The organism is Algibacter sp. TI.3.09 (assembly GCF_038154905.1).
Lineage (GTDB): Bacteria > Bacteroidota > Bacteroidia > Flavobacteriales > Flavobacteriaceae > Algibacter.
Window position 1 is genome coordinate 896,677 of record NZ_JBAKAN010000002.1, and the last position, 16,115, is coordinate 912,791.

14 protein-coding genes are annotated in these 16,115 nt (G+C 34.4%); 9 read left to right on the plus strand and 5 right to left on the minus strand.

The genetic code is table 11. The features are described from left to right. Positions 1-41: 41 nt before the first annotated feature. A complete protein-coding gene (locus V6246_RS11515) occupies positions 42-920 on the minus strand; it encodes a cell division protein FtsX (protein ID WP_341560649.1) in 879 nt (292 codons plus the stop codon). Between the two features lie 140 nt (positions 921-1,060). Next, a complete protein-coding gene (locus V6246_RS11520) occupies positions 1,061-1,975 on the minus strand; it encodes a DMT family transporter (RefSeq protein WP_341560650.1) in 915 nt (304 codons plus the stop codon). 174 nt (positions 1,976-2,149) lie between these two features. On the opposite strand from V6246_RS11520, the gene V6246_RS11525 reads away from it, so the two are divergent. The 3 genes from V6246_RS11525 (at position 2,150) to ald (ending at position 6,881) form a co-directional block, all read left to right on the plus strand. Beyond that, positions 2,150-5,134, plus strand: coding sequence for a leucine--tRNA ligase (locus tag V6246_RS11525; RefSeq protein ID WP_341560651.1), 2,985 nt, complete (start codon positions 2,150-2,152; stop codon positions 5,132-5,134). An 86-nt stretch (positions 5,135-5,220) separates the two neighbouring features. After that, complete coding sequence (locus V6246_RS11530) at positions 5,221-5,493, plus strand: SemiSWEET family sugar transporter (protein WP_341560652.1); 273 nt, start codon at positions 5,221-5,223, stop codon at positions 5,491-5,493. Positions 5,494-5,780: 287 nt separating this feature from the next. Continuing rightward, entirely contained in the window at positions 5,781-6,881 is a 1,101-nt protein-coding gene (gene ald, locus V6246_RS11535) for an alanine dehydrogenase (protein WP_159019034.1), read from the plus strand. Positions 6,882-7,098: 217 nt separating this feature from the next. Here ald and V6246_RS11540 read toward each other — a convergent pair whose 3' ends face one another. Together V6246_RS11540 and V6246_RS11545 are read right to left on the minus strand one after the other, a co-directional pair. Further along, complete coding sequence (locus V6246_RS11540; RefSeq protein WP_341560653.1) at positions 7,099-7,860, minus strand: hypothetical protein; 762 nt, start codon at positions 7,858-7,860, stop codon at positions 7,099-7,101. Between the two features lie 44 nt (positions 7,861-7,904). Next, positions 7,905-9,320 carry an SDR family oxidoreductase gene (locus V6246_RS11545; RefSeq protein WP_341560654.1) on the minus strand — a complete coding sequence of 472 codons (1,416 nt, stop codon included), beginning with the start codon at positions 9,318-9,320 and terminating at the stop codon, positions 7,905-7,907. Between the two features lie 179 nt (positions 9,321-9,499). Here V6246_RS11545 and V6246_RS11550 point away from each other — a divergent pair, with 179 nt between their 5' ends. The 6 genes from V6246_RS11550 to V6246_RS11575 all read left to right on the plus strand — a co-directional run bounded on the left by V6246_RS11550 (position 9,500) and on the right by V6246_RS11575 (position 14,945). Next, positions 9,500-10,198 carry a zinc metallopeptidase gene (locus V6246_RS11550; protein ID WP_159019037.1) on the plus strand — a complete coding sequence of 233 codons (699 nt, stop codon included), beginning with the start codon at positions 9,500-9,502 and terminating at the stop codon, positions 10,196-10,198. 39 nt (positions 10,199-10,237) lie between these two features. Further along, the gene (locus tag V6246_RS11555) at positions 10,238-10,942 is read left to right on the plus strand and encodes a Bax inhibitor-1/YccA family protein (protein WP_304405000.1); all 705 of its coding nucleotides are present in this window, start codon (positions 10,238-10,240) and stop codon (positions 10,940-10,942) included. Positions 10,943-11,077: 135 nt separating this feature from the next. After that, positions 11,078-12,847: a MutS-related protein gene (locus tag V6246_RS11560; RefSeq protein ID WP_341560655.1), complete on the plus strand. Its 1,770-nt coding sequence runs from the start codon at positions 11,078-11,080 to the stop codon at positions 12,845-12,847. 253 nt (positions 12,848-13,100) lie between these two features. Then, entirely contained in the window at positions 13,101-13,619 is a 519-nt protein-coding gene (locus tag V6246_RS11565) for a hypothetical protein (protein ID WP_341560656.1), read from the plus strand. 7 nt (positions 13,620-13,626) lie between these two features. Further along, positions 13,627-14,151, plus strand: coding sequence for a hypothetical protein (locus tag V6246_RS11570; protein WP_341560657.1), 525 nt, complete (start codon positions 13,627-13,629; stop codon positions 14,149-14,151). 14 nt (positions 14,152-14,165) lie between these two features. Beyond that, positions 14,166-14,945: an amidohydrolase gene (locus V6246_RS11575; protein ID WP_341560658.1), complete on the plus strand. Its 780-nt coding sequence runs from the start codon at positions 14,166-14,168 to the stop codon at positions 14,943-14,945. A 129-nt stretch (positions 14,946-15,074) separates the two neighbouring features. Here the strand turns inward: V6246_RS11575 and V6246_RS11580 are convergent, their stop codons facing one another. Then, the gene (locus V6246_RS11580; RefSeq protein ID WP_341560659.1) at positions 15,075-16,055 is read right to left on the minus strand and encodes a LuxE/PaaK family acyltransferase; all 981 of its coding nucleotides are present in this window, start codon (positions 16,053-16,055) and stop codon (positions 15,075-15,077) included. Between the last annotated feature and the right edge of the window lie 60 nt (positions 16,056-16,115).

Below are 16,115 nucleotides of genomic sequence, written 5' to 3' on the forward strand. Positions count from 1 at the left end.
AATTCAGAATTTCTGTTAATGTTGTTTTAAATTTCGTTCGCCTAATAATACAGCTCGTCTGTTTTTAAATTCAAGAAACGTTGTGTTGCAAAATGTGTGCTTATCCAAGTTATTAAAATACCTAGCGCGAAAATAACGCCAAATAAAATAGCGATTAAAATCGGGTTGCTTAGTAGTTCTAATTCGGCAAACGTTTTGTTTAAATAATACAATACAACAGCCATGCCTATTAAAGCTAATATAGCACCAATAATACCTAAACGTACGCTTTTCCAAACAAACGGACGACGAATAAAACGTTTTGTAGCGCCTACCATTTGCATGGTTTTTATTGTAAATCGTTTAGAATATACCGCCAAGCGAATGGAACTGTTTATTAATAATACCGCAATAAGTGTAAAAATACCACTGATAACTAAAACCCAAAAACTGATTTTTTTAACATTATCATTCATCAAGTTTACCAAGTCGTTATCGTAGGTAACTTCTTCTACAAAGTTTTTGTTTAACGCTTCCGCGGAAATTTTTTCAAGATGTTCTGATGTTACAAAGTCTGCTTTTAAGTGTACATCAATCGAGTTCTGTAATGGGTTATAGCCCACGAAATCCATAAAATCTTCACCATTTTCTGCTTTCATAAATTCGGCAGCTTGTTCTTTAGAAACGTATTCGGTAGATTTTACATAATCGGCCATAGCCAAACTCTTTTCAAGTTGTTTGGTTTCAACCTCTTTAGCCGAATCTTTCAAGTAAATAGTAAGTACTACTTGTTCCTTAAAATGATCGGATACTTTTTTAGCATTTAAAACCAACATACCCAACAGGCCTAGTAAAAATAAAACTAAGGCAATACTTAAAACCACCGAAAAGTACGATGATATTAGTCTGCGTTTTTGATGTTTTTCAAAAGATGAACTCATAAAGGGTGTCGATTAATGCTGTAAAAATAATAAAGAATAAGCAATCTTCATTTATATAAACAGAAACATATTGAAATTGTTATTTTTCAACCTAAAAATATTTCAAAGATTACTAAAAACAACTTGGTCCAATTTTACTATTATGCTAGTTTTTTAGGCGGTTTGCTAATAATGTAAACGCCAACAACAACCATAAAGCAACTTAGTATTTTAACCAGGTTAATATCTTGTGCGTATTCCTCTTTCATTAATACAAAAGCATAAATACTTACCATAGCAAAACTAATTACGGGTTGTAAATAAATATAGCTACTTGTTACCGATGGCATAACGTGGTTTAGCGCATACAAATTAAGCAAATAGGTAGTGAACGTGGTAAACAATACCACAAAACCAATAACTAAATACGTGTTGGTTGTAAAACCTGCAAAATCGGTTTCCATAATGGGGTGAATAGAAAACGGTGTAACAAAAAGTAAACCAAACAAAAACATCCAACAAATAACGGTTAGGGCATTATATTTTCGCATTAGGGTTTTTGCAACAACTAAGTAAAGGCCGTAAGAGGCAGCATTACAAAACACCAAAAAATTACCGAGTAGTGAGCTTGTGCCTTCCGATTTATTACCATAGGCAATAAGAAAAATGGCAGCAATACCAGCAATTACGGTACCTATAAATTTATTCTTCGTCATGCGTTCCTTCAAAATGAAAAAACTAAAAATAAAAACCAAAACAGGCGTAACCGTCATAATAATAGAGGCATCTATCGGCGAGGTTTTATTAATGCCATGAAAGAAAAACAGCATATTGGCTGCTGCACCAAGTAAACCACAAAGTGCCAAACGTAATAAATCTTTACGTTCAACTTTCTCTTTTACAAACATAAATTTAAGCGCCCAAAACAGCACAACACAGCAAGCCAAACGTATAAATACAAAAGCCGTTGGGCTAATTTTATGAGGCATAATGCCTTTGGCAATAATATAATTGAGGCCGTAAATAACATTTGCGCCAAAAAGTGCAAAATGGGCCTTGTAGATGTTCGCGTTCAAGGAGTCTTGTTTTAAGCGTGCAAAAGTAAAAGTATCTCGTTAAAACAGCATGTTTTTTAACGGTTTTAACTTATGAAAATAAAAGATTTTTAAGTTGATTTATAAAACGTAAATTTGCGCCGAATATGGCCGTTTTAAAAACGACCTTATAGTAATACGAAAACAAGATATAGGATGATATACGATTTCAATAAAATCGAAGAAAAGTGGCAGAAATATTGGGCAACAAACCAAACTTTTAAAGCCGAAAACCAAAGCGAAAAACCAAAATATTATGTGTTAGATATGTTTCCTTACCCAAGTGGAGCAGGCTTACACGTTGGGCATCCGTTAGGGTATATCGCATCCGATATTTATGCGCGTTACAAACGTCACCAAGGTTTTAATGTATTGCATCCGCAAGGGTATGATAGTTTTGGTTTGCCTGCCGAGCAATACGCGATCCAAACTGGGCAACATCCTGCAGTTACTACGGCTGATAATATTAAAACATACCGTCGCCAATTGGATCAAATCGGATTTTCTTTCGATTGGTCTCGTGAGGTACGTACGTCAGATCCGCAATATTACAAGTGGACCCAATGGGTTTTTATTCAATTATTCAACTCTTGGTACAATAACGATACTAATAAAGCTGAAGATATTTCTACTTTAGAAAACATTTTTGCAACAGAAGGTAATGCGAATGTAAATGCCGTTTGCGATGATAACATTGCGCCTTTTACAGCAGAAGCTTGGCAAGGATTTTCTTCGGAAGACAAACAAAAAGTATTACTACAATATAGATTAACCTATTTGGCCGAAACGGAAGTAAACTGGTGTCCAGCATTAGGAACCGTTTTAGCAAACGATGAAATAGTAAATGGCGTTTCTGAACGTGGTGGACATCCTGTGTTACGTAAAAAAATGACACAATGGAGTATGCGAATTTCTGCTTATGCAGAACGTTTACTTCAAGGTTTAGATACTATTGATTGGACCGATTCTTTAAAAGAAAGCCAACGTAACTGGATTGGAAAATCGGTTGGAGCCTCTGTTACTTTTAATGTGAAGGATAGCGATGCCGTTATTGATGTGTTTACAACAAGACCAGATACTATTTTTGGCGTAAGTTTCATGACGCTAGCTCCAGAACACGAACTAGTAGCACAATTAACAACGCCAGAGCAAAAAGCAGAGGTAGAGGCTTATATTTTAGCAACTGCCAAACGTAGCGAACGCGATAGAATGGCCGATGTAAAAACTATTTCTGGTGCATTTACTGGTGCGTATGCCGAGCATCCGTTTACAAAAGAGCCAATTCCGGTTTGGATTGGCGATTACGTTTTAGCGGGTTACGGTACAGGAGCTGTAATGTCTGTACCTTGTGGAGATGAGAGAGATTACGCTTTCGCGAATCATTTCAACATTCCAATTATTAATATTTTTGATGGTGCCGATATTTCGGAAGCAGCCTTTACAGATAAAGAAAAAACCGTTATTGGGAACAGTGATTTCCTTAACGGCATGAACTATAAAAAAGCAACCAAACGTGCTATTTTCGAATTAGAGAAAATTGGGCAAGGTGAAGGGAAAACCAATTACCGTTTGCGCGATGCTGTATTTAGCCGTCAACGTTATTGGGGAGAGCCATTCCCGGTGTATTATGTAAAAGGGATGCCTCAAATGATTGATGCTGCACATTTACCTATTAAATTACCAGAAGTAGAAAAATATTTACCAACCGAAACCGGAGAGCCACCATTAGGTAATGCTACCGTTTGGGCTTGGGATACTAATAAAAATGAAGTGGTTTCTAACGATTTAATCGATAATGAAACCATCCATCCGTTAGAATTAAACACCATGCCAGGTTGGGCGGGTAGTTCTTGGTATTTTAACCGCTACATGGATTCTACAAACACCGAAGAATTCGCGAGTAAAGAAGCAATGGATTACTGGAAAGATGTGGATTTATACATTGGAGGAAGCGAGCATGCTACAGGACATTTACTGTATTCTCGTTTTTGGCAAAAATTCTTATTCGACAAAGGTGTTGTACCTGTTGATGAGTTTGCTAAAAAACTGATTAACCAAGGAATGATATTGGGGACTAGTGCTTTTGTTTATTATACCTTTTATTCTCTGGTTGAAAAGCAAGAGGCTGGAGGAAATGTAATTATTAATAAGAAGAAGGTTTTTATTTCAAAGAAATTATATGAAGAAGCATGTGTTTCTGGTGAGAATAAGTCTATAATTAATTTGATAAAGTCTGATTTAGATAAAGAATTGTTAGGTAAGCTAGAGAATGAAGAATTAATTTTAATGTCTCCCGTTAGTAGATCTCATGTTCCTGTTAAGTATGTTGATTCTTCAGATAAGTTGGATTTAAACGGATTAAAGAATGATTCAGAATTTGGAAAGGAATATACAAACGCTGTCTTATCTGATGATAAAGAGATAATAACAGAAGGATATGTTGTTGCTCGCGAAGTAGAAAAAATGTCTAAATCGAAATACAACGTCGTAAATCCAGACGATATTGTTTCAGATTACGGTGCAGACAGTCTTCGTTTATACGAAATGTTCCTTGGGCCATTAGAGCAATACAAACCATGGAATACCGCTGGGATTACAGGTGTACACAACTTCCTTAAAAAACTTTGGAAATTGTATGTCGATGATAACGGATTAAAAGTTTCAGACCAAGCAGCAACAAAAGATGCTTTAAAAACACTTCATAAAACCATTAAAAAGGTTCAAGAAGATATTGAGAATTTTTCATTCAACACATCGGTTTCAACGTTTATGATTGCTGTAAACGAGTTAACAACTCAAAAATGTACATCTAAAGATATTTTAGAACCATTATTAGTTTTATTGTCTCCTTACGCGCCACATATAGCAGAAGAGTTATGGAACCAATTGGGGAATAGCGAATCTATTTCTACAGCGGCTTTTCCAGAATTCGATGCAAGCCACTTGGTAGAAAGCAGTAAAAACTATCCAATTTCCTTTAACGGAAAAATGCGTTTTACTTTAGAGTTACCAATGGATATGAGCAAAGACGAGATAGAAAAAACTGTTTTAGCTCACGAAAAAACACAAGAGCAACTTGCAGGCCGTACCCCTAAAAAGGTTATTGTTGTGCCAGGTAAAATTGTAAACATTGTTGGTTAAGGCCAAATAACATATAGAAATAAGCCATCTTATTTTATAAGGTGGCTTTTTTAGTTTAACCCCAATTTATATTATCAAATAAAATTATGTTCGAAATTCAACCCATGGAAATAGTAGGTTTGGTTGCAGCCACTTTAACTACAACATCGTTTGTTCCGCAGGTCTATAAAGCCTATAAAACTAAAGATGTAGAAGGTGTATCATTAACCATGTTTTTAGCCATGTTTGTTGGTGTATTGCTTTGGTTGGTTTACGGGTTTTACTTAAAAAGCTTGTCGATGGTTATCGCTAATATAATTACCTCGGTACTTTGTTTAATGATTTTAGTTCTTAAAATAAAACACAGAAAAAAATCATAACAAAAATAGGTCAAAAATAGCTGTAAATTACACTTTTAAAAACCTCGAAAAATTCCTATATTTTCATAAAAACAAGTGGTTTTTTATCAATACCAATTAAAAACCCGTGTTTTTCGAGCTGTTTTAACCAAAAAAGCGTTTTCCTATTAAATTGATGTGAATTATAGATTGTTTGGTGATATTGGGTTTTAGGTGAAAATAAATTAACAAAATCGCAATATTGGTTATAATGTTCAAATTTTTGTATTAATTTTGTTTCGATTTAAATCTATAAAAAAGCTTAATACATGAAAATTGGAGTTCCTATTGAGATAAAAAATAGCGAAAATAGAGTAGGTATGATACCTTCTGGAGTTTTCGAATTAACCAAAAGAAACCATGAGGTTTACGTACAAACAAACGCAGGTTTTAATAGTGGTTTTCTTGATGAAGAATATATAGAGGCAGGAGCAACTATTTTAGACAGCATAGAAGCTGTTTACGAAATTGCAGACATGATAGTGAAGGTAAAAGAACCTATCGAGGCAGAGTACGAATTAATTAGGGAAGACCAAGTGGTATTTACCTATTTCCACTTTGCATCTAGCGAGCCATTAACTATGGCTATGATTAAGAGTAAATCTATCTGTATCGCTTACGAAACCGTAGAAGATAACGACGGATCTTTACCGCTTTTAATTCCAATGTCTGAGGTTGCAGGTCGTATGTCTGTACAACAAGGTGCAAAATTCTTAGAGAAGCCAATTAAAGGTCGTGGTATTTTATTAGGTGGTATTCCAGGAGTTCCTCCAGCAAAAGTACTTATTCTAGGTGCTGGTATTGTAGGTTACCAAGCTGCAAAAATGGCATCAGGTTTAGGCGCACAAGTTACTATTATGGATATTAACATGAAGGCTTTACGTTATGTAAGTGATTCTATGCCAAACAATGTAATTAGTGAGTTTTCTAGTGAATATAACATACGTAAACATATTGTAGATGCCGATTTAATTATTGGTGGAGTATTATTAAAAGGAGCAAAAGCGCCAAAATTAATAACACGCGATATGTTAAAAGAAATGCGCCCAGGTACCGTTATGGTAGATGTTGCTGTAGATCAAGGCGGATGTTTTGAAACTACACACCCAACAACGCATCAAGATCCAACATACATTATAGACGAGGTTGTACATTACACCGTAGCAAATATGCCGGGTGCTGTACCATATACATCTACAATGGGTTTAACTAACGTAACCTTACCATACGTTATTAAATTAGCAAACGAAGGTTGGGAGCAAGCTTGTCAAAACAGCGCGCCACTAGCAAGAGGTTTAAATATTATAAAAGGAAAAATTGTGTACAAAGAAATAGCCGAAGCTTTCGATATGTCTTTAGAAACAGCTTAGTTTCTTAAAACACACAAACTATATATTAAATCTGGTTTTAGGCATTATGTCTAGAACCAGATTTTTTTTGTTTTAAATAATCATTTGGGCGTTACCCGAAAAGGGTCGGGCTATCACTACTCGCTCCCTTCCAAAAGGTCGGGGAGCTCAAACAGGCCGTTCTATCCCTAACGCGAGCTTTCGGCTGTGGTTGGTTTTTTATTAGAAAACAAGTGGTTTAGGCTACGTTATCAGACTTCTGTTTTATAATTTCTAGTATTTGGTTTCTATCATTTTCAGAAAGGACCTCAAGAAAAACTCTGTGACTTTCAGTTTCTCTAGATGTACTATTAACGATATCCAAATAATACCCTTTGTTAGTAAATGTGTCTTTCTGGTACACTCTAGAAATATCTCTATAATTAAACTCCAACATTCCTAACTGGTTCGAAGCTATTCTAATCAGGATCATTATTCTAAACATTCCAAAATTAACGGTAGGGTATTTAGGTAAAATAATTTTGGTTGGGTGTACTTCGGCTATTTTTCCAAAGTTCATTTTCTTAAGTATAAGCTTTATTAAAATAGATGCAATTATTGTCCATAGTATTAATTTAACACCACCACCAAATTGCGATTTAAATAAAAACAGAACAAGAAGTACTGCCAGTAAAATCGAAAAAATTGTAGTAATATCTCCTTTAACGTAATATGCTTTTCCGTTTTTTAAAATATGAGGTATTTCAAAAGAATTCATGAATGCAATATTCTCCTTTGTGAAAATTTTGTCTTCCTTTTTCTTTTTGGTGTTGGGTTCAGTATTAGATTTTACGTTTGTTTTTTCTTGTGCATCTGCTAATGAAATATTTCTTTTAAGTAATTCAGCCTCTAATATTGGTATTACTTCTTTTCTTAAAGATTGGATGTCTTTAGTAGCTATTTCAATTAACTTTTCATCATCAAAATTTTCGTAATTTCTTTTTATATCCTCTAAGTTCATGTTATAAAAATAATTTCTTTTATTGAGTAGGGGTTTGGGGTGTGTTATTCTGCTAAAGCCTTCAGCATACCTTTAAAAATAAAACCATGGAAAGGTAATACCGAATACCAATACAGCCTGCCGGCTAAACCAAGCGGTCTAAAAGTTGCGGTTTGAGTTAGTTTATTGTCAACCACTTTAAACTCCAACCAAGCTTCACCCGGAAGTTTCATTTCAGCAAATAAAAGTAAACGTCCTTCTTCTTTATCGGCATACAATACACGCCAAAAATCAATAGAATCACCAACATTAATGGTTGCCGGATTGGTGCGTCCGCGCCTCAAGCCAACACCGCCAAAAAGCTTGTCCATGTAGCCTCTAATTTTCCAAAGCCATGTGCCGTAATACCAACCGGTGTTTCCGCCAATAGCCCAAATTTTGTTTATAGAAGCTTCGCGGTTTTCAATAGCTTTCGTTCTACTATCTTTAAAACAACCAAAAGAGGGGACTTGTATAAATTCGGATATATTAAAGTTTAATCCGCTACTGGAGTAAGCATCTTTCCAACTCGACAGAATTTCGTTATTTTCAATTTTACTAAAAGCGCGTTTTAAGGCTTCTTCATAACTTAAAGGTGTAATGCCTAAAATGGTGTTTATTCTGTTATCACGGCAAACTACTTCAACCTTCATGCTATGTACTAGAGACGATGCTAATTTGTACGATGTTGAGGTTACAAAATAAAGCCAGTACGATGATAGTTTGGGTGTCATTACCGGAACCGTATAAATTCTACGTTTTAAGTTTCTGGCTTTACCAAAATTTAAAAGCATCTCTTTATAGGTTAAAACATCAGGACCTCCAATATCAAAATTCTCATTATAAGTTTCGGGGTTAAACATCGATTTAGAAAGAAAAGCCATAACATCGGAAATGCCGATAGGTTGGCATTTGGTGTTTAACCATCTTGGTGTAATCATAATCGGGAGTTTTTCAACTAAATCCCTAATAATTTCAAAAGAAGCACTTCCGGAGCCAATAATAATTCCGGCGCGTAAAGCTGTAAAGTTGTAATCGCCTTTCGCTAGTTCTATTTCTACATTTTTTCTTGAGCTTAAATGTTTAGAGAGTTCGGTTTCGTTAACAATACCACTTAAGTAAACCACATGATTTACGTTGGTGTTTTTTAGAGCGTTCCTAAAGTTTTTGGCAGATGTTTCTTCTAAAGATTTATAATCACCATCCGAAGACATGGAGTGTACCAAATAATAAGCACCATCAATATCTTTTGGAATATGTTCTAAAGAAGCCTGATCTAAAAGGTCTAATTGAAGCACCGTAATGCTTTTCGCTAAAGATTCTGGCGGATTAAACCGTTTGGGGTCTCGCACGCAGCAAATCACTTCGTGTCCGGCTTCAACTAAAACCGGAATTAAACGTTTGCCAATATAACCTGTGGAACCTGTTAGTAGTATTTTCATTATTTAGAATCAGAATGTCGCGATATTAAATCGTTTCATTAATTAATATGTGGGGTTAAACGAAGTTAACCATTTTTTTATAAAGCGCTATGCATCTAAAAATTAACTGACAAACTAGCACAATATGCAATTGGCTTTATTTTTGATATATTTACATTAGAAATTAAAAACTAAACAAAATGATTGGATATTATATATTATTAGGTGCCATAGCGCTTTTAAGTTGGATTGCGAGTAGTACCTTAAAGAAAAAGTTTGCCAAATACTCTAAAATACAACTGAGAAATGGCATGAGTGGCGCCGAAATTGCTACAAAAATGTTAGCAGATAACGGTATTACCGATGTTGAGGTTATTTCTACACCTGGGCAATTAACCGACCACTATAACCCAACAAATAAAACAGTAAACTTAAGTGAGTCTGTTTATAATCAAAGAAACGCAGCAGCTGCGGCTGTGGCAGCACACGAGTGTGGTCATGCCGTGCAACATGCGCAAGCGTATCAATGGTTAGGGTTGCGGTCTAAATTAGTGCCTGTTGTTAGTGTAACGTCAAATATGTCACAATGGGTTGTTATTGGTGGTTTAATGTTAGGTGCCGCTGCAGGTTTAGGTTTTGGATACTGGGTAGCTGTTGCCGGATTAGTGATGATGGGTTTTGCAACTCTATTCAGTTTTGTAACTTTACCGGTAGAATACGATGCTAGTAACCGTGCTTTGGCATGGTTGAAAAATAAAAACATGTTGTCTCAAGAAGAATATGCAGGATCGGAAGATGCCTTAAAATGGGCGGCTAGAACATATTTAGTTGCTGCAATTGGTTCTTTAGCATCTTTAGTATATTGGGCTTTTCAAGTATTTGGTGGCTCTAGAAATTAATACCTATTAATAATTTAAAAATCAATTAAATCCCAAATTATGAATCAAACATTTAATGGTAAGCTTATGGTAAGTCAACTATCTGAAGTTGATAGAGTGGCTTTTTATAAAAAAACATATTCGCATGTTGCGGGTGGTGTTTTGGTATTTATTCTTTTTGAATACCTATTATTACAAAGTGATACAGTTGTAGAGTTCGCTTTATCCATGACGCAAGGTTGGCGTTGGCTTATTATGCTTGGTGGTTTTATGTTTATTACAAACTATGCCGAAGGTATGGCACTTAAAACGCCAGACAAAAACAAACAATATTTAGCTTACGGACTTTACATTTTAGCCGAAGCTTTTATTTTTGTACCACTTATTTACATTGCAGCTTATGCCATGGAAACAGGGCCAGATATTTTAAAACAAGCCGGTATTGTTACATTGGCTTTATTTAGCGGGTTATCGGCTATTGTTTTTGTCACTAAAAAAGATTTTTCATTCTTAAAAGCAGGATTAACCGTTGGCTTTTTTATTGCTATTGGGTTAATTATCGCTGGAAGTATTTTTGGTTTCAATTTAGGGCTTTGGTTCTCGGTTGGTATGTGTCTTTTAGCTGCTGGTTCTATTTTATATCAAACATCAAATTTGGTAAATAAATATGGTGTTGAAGATTATATTCCTGCTGCTTTAGGCTTGTTTGCTTCGCTAATGCTGCTGTTTTGGTATGTGTTACGTATTTTTATGTCTAGAGATTAAGCATTATAAATAAATACCTTTTGAAGTTTAACATTCTAAGCCATGTTAAATTCAATGTAAAACTTAGTTAAAAACAAAGCTCTGAAAAACAGATTTCAGAGCTTTTTCGTTTCTTTACCATTTCAAATAAACAAAATGAGTGCACCTATAGATTATTACCAAGAACATCAAGCAACATACACTGCAGAAGCACAAAAGTTGCATAAGCAAATGATAACCTTAAGCATGCTAAGGTTGTTGGTTTTTGTTGCTACAGGCTTTGGTATATACTTCACTTTTCAAAACTGGCAAATTGCTTTAGGTATTGGTGTTTTGGGTATTGCAGGTTTTCTGTTTTTATTATCAAAATATAACGATATTAAACGTGAACGTCAGTTTAAAAAAGCACTGGTTGTTATAAATGAAGAGGAGATTAAAATTGCTTCGGGTAATTTTCATGATCGCGATCAAGGACTTAAATTTCAAGACCCAAATCATTTTTATAGTTTAGATATTGATTTATTTGGTAGAGGTTCATTTTTTCAATTTATAAATAGAACAACGATTACTGAAGGACAAGAACGATTGGCAGATTTACTAAAAGCGAACAATACTGAAAACATTGTTTCACGACAAAAAGCCATTGAAGAATTAAGTAGTAAGCCCGAATGGAGGCAGCATTATGATGCTAATTCGAGTTTGATTGAAACAGAAACGTCTGCAAAGCAAATTGTAACATGGTTAAAAAACTATAAAACCTTTTTGCCAAAAATGATGCAATGGTTACCAATAGGGTTTACTGTTATTTCGGTAGCATTATTTGGATTAACTATTTTGAATTTAATTAACTCTGAAATTGTTGGCTATTGGTTGCTTATTGGCTTAGGTTTTTCTGGTGTTTATGTCAAGCGTATCAATCAACTTTCAACAGGAGCCGATCAGGTTAAAGATACATTTCGTCAGTATGCTTTATTGTTAAATTTAATTGAAAATGAAAATTTTACTTCGGAATTGCTTCAGAAGAAACAAGAAAAAATTCAATCGGAACATAAAAAGGCGTCACTTATTTTTAAAGAGTTATCCAAAGGTTTGGATGCATTAGATAATCGCAATAATATTATCTCGGCTATATTTGGTAACGGCTTGTTCTTGTCGGATATTAAAAATAGCTACCGTATTGAAAAATGGATTAATCAATATGCTGATAAAGTTGAAGATTGGTTTGAGGTGGTTTCTTTTTTCGATGCGTATAACTCCTTAGGTGGTTTTAATTTTAATCATCCTGATTTTGTGTTTCCTAAAATAGTAAACAACGGTTCGGTTATAAAAGCTACAAATTTAGGGCATCCTTTGTTAAACGAGTCTAAGCGTGTAGATAGTAATGTCTCTATGGGTAACGAGGAGTTCTTTATTGTTACTGGGGCAAATATGGCAGGAAAAAGCACCTTTTTACGTACTATGTCTCTGCATATTGTTATGGCCAATGTTGGTTTGCCTATTTGTGCTGAAACGAGTGAATATTCGCCTGTAAAATTGATTACAAGTATGAGAACCACAGATTCGTTAACCGATGATAGCTCGTACTTCTTTTCTGAGTTAACACGATTAAAATACATTGTAGATGCTATTCAAAAAGAACCTTATTTTATTATTCTAGATGAAATTTTAAAAGGGACAAATAGTACCGATAAGGCTATTGGTTCTCGTAAGTTTGTTGAAAAATTAGTGGCTTCTAAGGCTACAGGAATTATTGCAACGCACGATTTAAGTTTGTGCGAAATTGAAAAAGAACTACCGCAAGTAAAAAACTATTACTTCGATGCCGAAATTATTAATGATGAACTTCATTTTGATTACACTCTTAAAACCGGAGTTTGTAAAAACATGAATGCATCTTTTCTATTGAAGAAAATGGAAATTGTATAATTAAGAGCTTTTTTTAAGGTGTTCTGAAGAAAAAATAATCGCCACTCTTTGATTATTGTGTCATTTTTCAGCTCTAATTTTAACATACGCGTTTTTCAATTAAATGGCTAATACGTTGTTTAACTTAGTTTTACGTTAATTTGAAGAGGTTGCGAACTTAGGCCTTTGTTAAAAGCGTGTTAAGCTAGTGACTAACCCTTAATTTTGTGTCTAAATAAATAGTGAATCTTAAAAAAAGATAAAGAATATGAAGATGATAAAAATATTACCCATAGCATTAATTGGTTTATGCATGTCTTGCGGAAGTGGAGAGCGTGTTATAATGGAAGAAGGTGCTGTGTATAAAGTGAAAAACGATAACTTTTATAGTAAAGGTAAAGATATTACAGAGCTGTTGTCCGAAAACGAGAAGAAAGACATTAAGGCCGTTTTAAATAAGCGCCTGGAAGCCGAGCGTCTTGCTGAAGATGAAAAAGAAAAGCTAGAAAAGGAGCAGGAAAAAGTTGAGAAAACCATAGAGAAAGCTAAGGAAAAACAAGAAGCCTTAGAGGAAAGTCAAAAACAATTAGAGGAAAAACAAGAAGCAATAGAAGATGCTCGAGACGATTTTTTAAAGGCTAAAGAAAAACTAGAGGGTAAAAAAGAGAAGTATAATAAACTAAAAGAAAAAGGTAAGCTATCGCCTAGTGATGAAGAGAAGTGGCAAGGCCGTTTTGAAGATTTAGAAGCTAAAATAAAAGAGTATAACACTATTTATAAAAACTTAAAATAAAATAATTATGAAAAATATATTTGCAACCCTAGTCTTATTTGTATTCTGTTTTGCAGTTAATGCACAAGAGGTAGTATTTAAAGAAGCGACATACCAAGTTAAAGGTAGTAAAATTCTTAAAGATGGAGCCGATGTTACAAAAACATTATCTATTGAAGATCAACAACAAATAAAGGATGCTTTTAGTGTTAAAAAAGCAGAATTAGACAAAGCTAAAGCAGCTGAAAAGGCAGAGCTTGAAAAGGTAAAAGCCAAAGAAAAGGCTGTTAAGAAAGAAGAGAAAGCGAAAAAGGATCAGGAGAAAGCATTAAAAAAAGCTCAGAAAGAACAAAAGAAGGCCGAAAAAGCATTGAAAGCTAAAGAGAAGGCTAAATCTAATTTTGAAAAAGCTGAAAAAAAACATAAAGATGCTATTTCGAAATACGAAAAGTTAAAAAATAAAGGTAAATTGTCTCCTGTGGATGAAAAGAAGTCACTAGAGAATATTGAGAAGCTAAAAGAAAAGCTAGATAAAGCAAAAAGTAAACTATAAAATAAAATCACGGTATGGAAAAAGAGCTTAAGGTTGCATTAATTCAGGCGAATTTAGTTTGGGAAAATCCTCAAAAAAACCGTGAACAGTTTACAGAAAAGATAGAACAAATTTCAGGCAGTATAAATCTAATTATACTGCCTGAAATGTTTACAAGTGGTTTTACCATGAATGCTGAAAAGGTAGCCGAAACCATGAATGGGGAAACTATTACATGGCTAAAAGATATGGCTGCTAAAAAAAATGCGGCTATTGTTGGTAGTTTGGTGATAACAGAAGCGGGTAAGTATTACAATCGCTTAGTATTTGTAGAACCTTCGGGTAAAATTACTATTTATAATAAACGCCATGCTTTTACCTTAGTTGGTGAAGAGAAAACATTTACGGCAGGTAATGAAAAGGTAATTATTGATTATCTAGGTTGGAAAATCTGTCCGTTAATTTGTTACGATTTACGTTTCCCGGTATGGGCAAGAAATACTGAAGATTACGAAGTCTTGATTTATGTGGCCAACTGGCCAAAACCACGAGTTACGGCTTGGGATACGCTTTTAAAAGCACGAGCTATCGAGAATATGAGTTATTGTATTGGGGTGAATAGAGTAGGTGTAGATGGTGTGAATAGTGAATATTCTGGTCACTCTGCTGTTTACGATGTTTTAGGAAATCAGTTATCTAATTTCGAACCGGATGAAGAAGGGACGCAAATAATTACTTTAGAGAAGCGCCATGTGGAAGCTTATAGAAATAAATTGAAGTTTTTAAACGATCGAGACACTTTTATAATTCATTAATAAAAAACAAAAAGCCCGACTTTTACATCGGGCCTAATAAATTAACCAAAATTTATTACTAATCATTCTTTTTCTTAGCAATGGTTTGGTCGTATATAGTTTCAATTACTTACATAATATTTTTTGCTATTATAGTACCATTAGGTTGCAACCTCGAATATCAGAGTTGTCAAAACGACCAATAACTTCAAAAGATCCATCTGGATTTACACGGCCTAAATCTTGAGTTGCAATAAAGGAGCAAGAGTTTATGTTTGCTAAATCAATAACATTAATTCCTCCTGCTTTTTTGCTGGTGTTTATGGTTAAAGCATCTTCGGTGTCACGAGTTAAAACTTTCATCCAACTTGGGCACTTAAAAACACCATGACCTTGCGAGTAGGCTTGGCTTAATAATTCCGTCATGCCATATTCACTATGGATTTCTTTTGTACCAAAACCAGTTTTTAATTGTTTGTGTAGTTCTTCGCGAATCAATTCTTTTCGGCGGCCCTTCATGCCTCCTGTTTCCATGATTACGGTGTTTTTTAAGTTGAATTGATGCATTTCAACTAAATCTAACAATGCAAAAGAAACACCTATAAGTAATATTTTTTTGCCTTCAGCATCTAGCTTTATTAAGGTGTCTTTTAATTCGGAGATGTTATCGAGATAAAAACCACTTTCAGCATGTTTCGATTTCGAAATCATGGCATCGACCATATATATTAATGATGAGCCTTCACGTTCTAGGTAAGACGGTAACAATCCAAGAATAACATAATCTTCAATCTTGCCATAAAAGTGTTCAAAACCTTTGTTAAAACTCTGTTCGTAGATCTTTAAATTGGTAACATGGTGTTTGCTCGTAGCGCTTCCAGTAGTTCCAGAACTGGTAAAGGTTGTTTCAACGGGATCTTTAGTACTTAAAACATCTCGCGTTTTAAAAAACTGAATAGGTAAAAAAGGAATATCACTACTTGTTTTTACATCTGTTGGATGGATGTAAAGTAGGTCGCAAAATGAACGATACACCCTATTGTTTTCAAACTGAAATTTAAAAACTTCTAATGCTAAGTTTTCAAATTCCGCGGGTGTTTTTATTTTGAAAATGGCGTTTTTATCGATCATAAATAGATTTCAATAGTCATTAAAGGCTTAAAAACGTTTTGCTGGTTTTTAGTGACCTTT

What these genes read in the sequence shown, in the direction of transcription:
- V6246_RS11515 (WP_341560649.1), bottom strand. Translation starts at nt 920, where the DNA reads ATGAGTTCATCTTTTGAAAAACATCAAAAACGCAGACTAATATCATCG.
- V6246_RS11525 (WP_341560651.1), top strand. Translation starts at nt 2,150, where the DNA reads ATGATATACGATTTCAATAAAATCGAAGAAAAGTGGCAGAAATATTGG.
- V6246_RS11530 (WP_341560652.1), top strand. Translation starts at nt 5,221, where the DNA reads ATGTTCGAAATTCAACCCATGGAAATAGTAGGTTTGGTTGCAGCCACT.
- ald (WP_159019034.1), top strand. Translation starts at nt 5,781, where the DNA reads ATGAAAATTGGAGTTCCTATTGAGATAAAAAATAGCGAAAATAGAGTA.
- V6246_RS11540 (WP_341560653.1), bottom strand. Translation starts at nt 7,860, where the DNA reads ATGAACTTAGAGGATATAAAAAGAAATTACGAAAATTTTGATGATGAA.
- V6246_RS11545 (WP_341560654.1), bottom strand. Translation starts at nt 9,320, where the DNA reads ATGAAAATACTACTAACAGGTTCCACAGGTTATATTGGCAAACGTTTA.
- V6246_RS11550 (WP_159019037.1), top strand. Translation starts at nt 9,500, where the DNA reads ATGATTGGATATTATATATTATTAGGTGCCATAGCGCTTTTAAGTTGG.
- V6246_RS11555 (WP_304405000.1), top strand. Translation starts at nt 10,238, where the DNA reads ATGAATCAAACATTTAATGGTAAGCTTATGGTAAGTCAACTATCTGAA.
- V6246_RS11560 (WP_341560655.1), top strand. Translation starts at nt 11,078, where the DNA reads ATGAGTGCACCTATAGATTATTACCAAGAACATCAAGCAACATACACT.
- V6246_RS11565 (WP_341560656.1), top strand. Translation starts at nt 13,101, where the DNA reads ATGATAAAAATATTACCCATAGCATTAATTGGTTTATGCATGTCTTGC.
- V6246_RS11570 (WP_341560657.1), top strand. Translation starts at nt 13,627, where the DNA reads ATGAAAAATATATTTGCAACCCTAGTCTTATTTGTATTCTGTTTTGCA.
- V6246_RS11575 (WP_341560658.1), top strand. Translation starts at nt 14,166, where the DNA reads ATGGAAAAAGAGCTTAAGGTTGCATTAATTCAGGCGAATTTAGTTTGG.
- V6246_RS11580 (WP_341560659.1), bottom strand. Translation starts at nt 16,055, where the DNA reads ATGATCGATAAAAACGCCATTTTCAAAATAAAAACACCCGCGGAATTT.